General features: G+C 55.1%; 3 protein-coding genes. All 3 read left to right on the top strand.

All coding sequences use genetic code 11. The features are described 5' to 3' along the window. A partial coding sequence (nusG, locus tag NTW95_12535; GenBank protein MCX6558235.1) for a transcription termination/antitermination protein NusG occupies window positions 1-439 on the top strand: 439 nt, incomplete at its 5' end. A 12-nt stretch (window positions 440-451) separates the two neighbouring features. Continuing rightward, complete coding sequence (gene rplK, locus NTW95_12530) at window positions 452-895, top strand: 50S ribosomal protein L11 (GenBank protein MCX6558234.1); 444 nt, start codon at window positions 452-454, stop codon at window positions 893-895. Next, entirely contained in the window at window positions 888-1583 is a 696-nt protein-coding gene (gene rplA, locus NTW95_12525) for a 50S ribosomal protein L1 (protein MCX6558233.1), read from the top strand. The genes rplK and rplA overlap by 8 nt, the downstream gene beginning before the upstream one ends. Window positions 1584-1727 lie beyond the last annotated feature (144 nt).

The raw sequence follows: 1727 nt of genomic DNA, 5'->3' as shown, positions 1-1727 counted from the left end.
GCAGAGCCAGATCGGCGAAATCGTCATCCCCAAGGAAAACGTCGTCGAGATCAAGAGCGGCAAGAAAGTGGTCAGTGAGAAACGCTCTTTCCCCGGCTACATCCTGGTGAACATGGAAATGAACGACAAGAACTGGTATTTCGTGCGCAATACGCCGAAAGTCACCGGTTTTGTCGGGGCGGGCAAAAAGCCCAAGCCGCTCTCGGCCAAGGAAGTGGCCACTATCTTAAAGCACATTGAAACTACCCAGGAAACCCCCAAACCCAGGTATCATTTCGATATCGGCGAAGCGGTGAAGATCATCGACGGCCCGTTCATCAACTTCAACGGCATCGTGGATGCGGTCAACGAAGAAAAAAACATGTTGAAGGTGATCGTGACCATTTTTGGCCGGGCGACCCCAGTCGATTTGGATTATTTGCAGGTTGAAAAAATTTAGGAGAAAATGCCCATGGCAAGTCCAAAAGTCAAAGCAATCGTCAAAATATTCAGGTTGCAGCTTCCGGCCGGGAAGGCGACCCCCGCCCCTCCGGTCGGCCCGGCGCTGAGCCAGCATGGTTTGAACATCATGGAGTTCGTCACCCAGTTCAACAAGCTGACGGCCAAGATGGAGGAGGACATGATCATCCCGGTGGACATCATGGTCCACGCCGATAAGACCTTCACCCTGAAGATGAAGACGCCGCCGGCCTCCTACTTGCTCAAGAAAGCCGCCGGCATCATGAAGGGCTCCGGCGAACCCAATAAGAACAAGGTGGGCAAGGTGACGCACAAGCAGGTGGAGGAGATCGCCAAGGCCAAGCTGGAGGACCTCAATACCACCGACCTGCAGCAGGCCATCAAGATCATTGAAGGTTCGGCCCGCAGCCTGGGTCTGGAGGTCAAAAATGTCTAAACGCGGAAAAGCATACCTCAAGGCCAAGGAAAAGGTCGAAGCGCGCGAATACGTGCTGAAGGACGCGGTGGCCTTGCTGAAGGAAATCAAGGCTTCCAAATTCGATGAATCGGTGGACGCCTCGATCCGCCTGTCGGTCGACCCCAAGTATCCCGAGCAGATGGTGCGCGGGACCGTTGTCCTGCCTTTCGGTACCGGCAAGGTCAAGCGCGTGCTGGTCATCGCCAGCGGCGAAAAGCAGAAGGAAGCCAGCGAGGCCGGGGCCGATTTCGTCGGCGGCGAGGAAATCGTCGAGAAAATCCAGAAGGAAAACTGGTTTGACTACGACGTGGTCATCTCCACTCCCGACATGATGAAGAGCGTCGGCAAGCTGGGCAAGTCGCTCGGCACCAAGGGATTGATGCCCAGCCCGAAGGCGGGGACCGTGACCTTCAACGTCAAGGAAGCCGTGTCCGACATCAAGAAAGGGCGGGTGGAGTTCCGCGTCGACAAGAGCGGCATCATCAATTCCAGCATCGCCAAGCTTTCCTTCGACAGCGAAAAGATCGTCGAGAATTCCAAGGCGTTCATCGGCGCCATACTGAAAGTGCGGCCGGCCACCCTGAAGGGGAAATACGTCAAGAGCGTGTACATCTCTTCCACCATGAGCCCGTCGATCAAGATCAACATCCAGGAATTGGAAGGCTAGGCCAAGGAGAACGTCATGGCAAGTTCACAGATACTCGAAAAAAAGAAAAAAACCGTGGAGGGACTGGCCGATATTTTCAATTGCAACGGCGTCTACCTCTTTGATTACCGCGGGCTCAAGGTTTCCGAGATGGGCGGCTTGCGC

This window comes from Candidatus Aminicenantes bacterium, assembly GCA_026393795.1.
In the GTDB taxonomy this organism is placed as follows: Bacteria; Acidobacteriota; Aminicenantia; order UBA2199; family UBA2199; genus UBA2199.
This window is presented reverse-complemented; position numbering and strand designations above follow the sequence as displayed.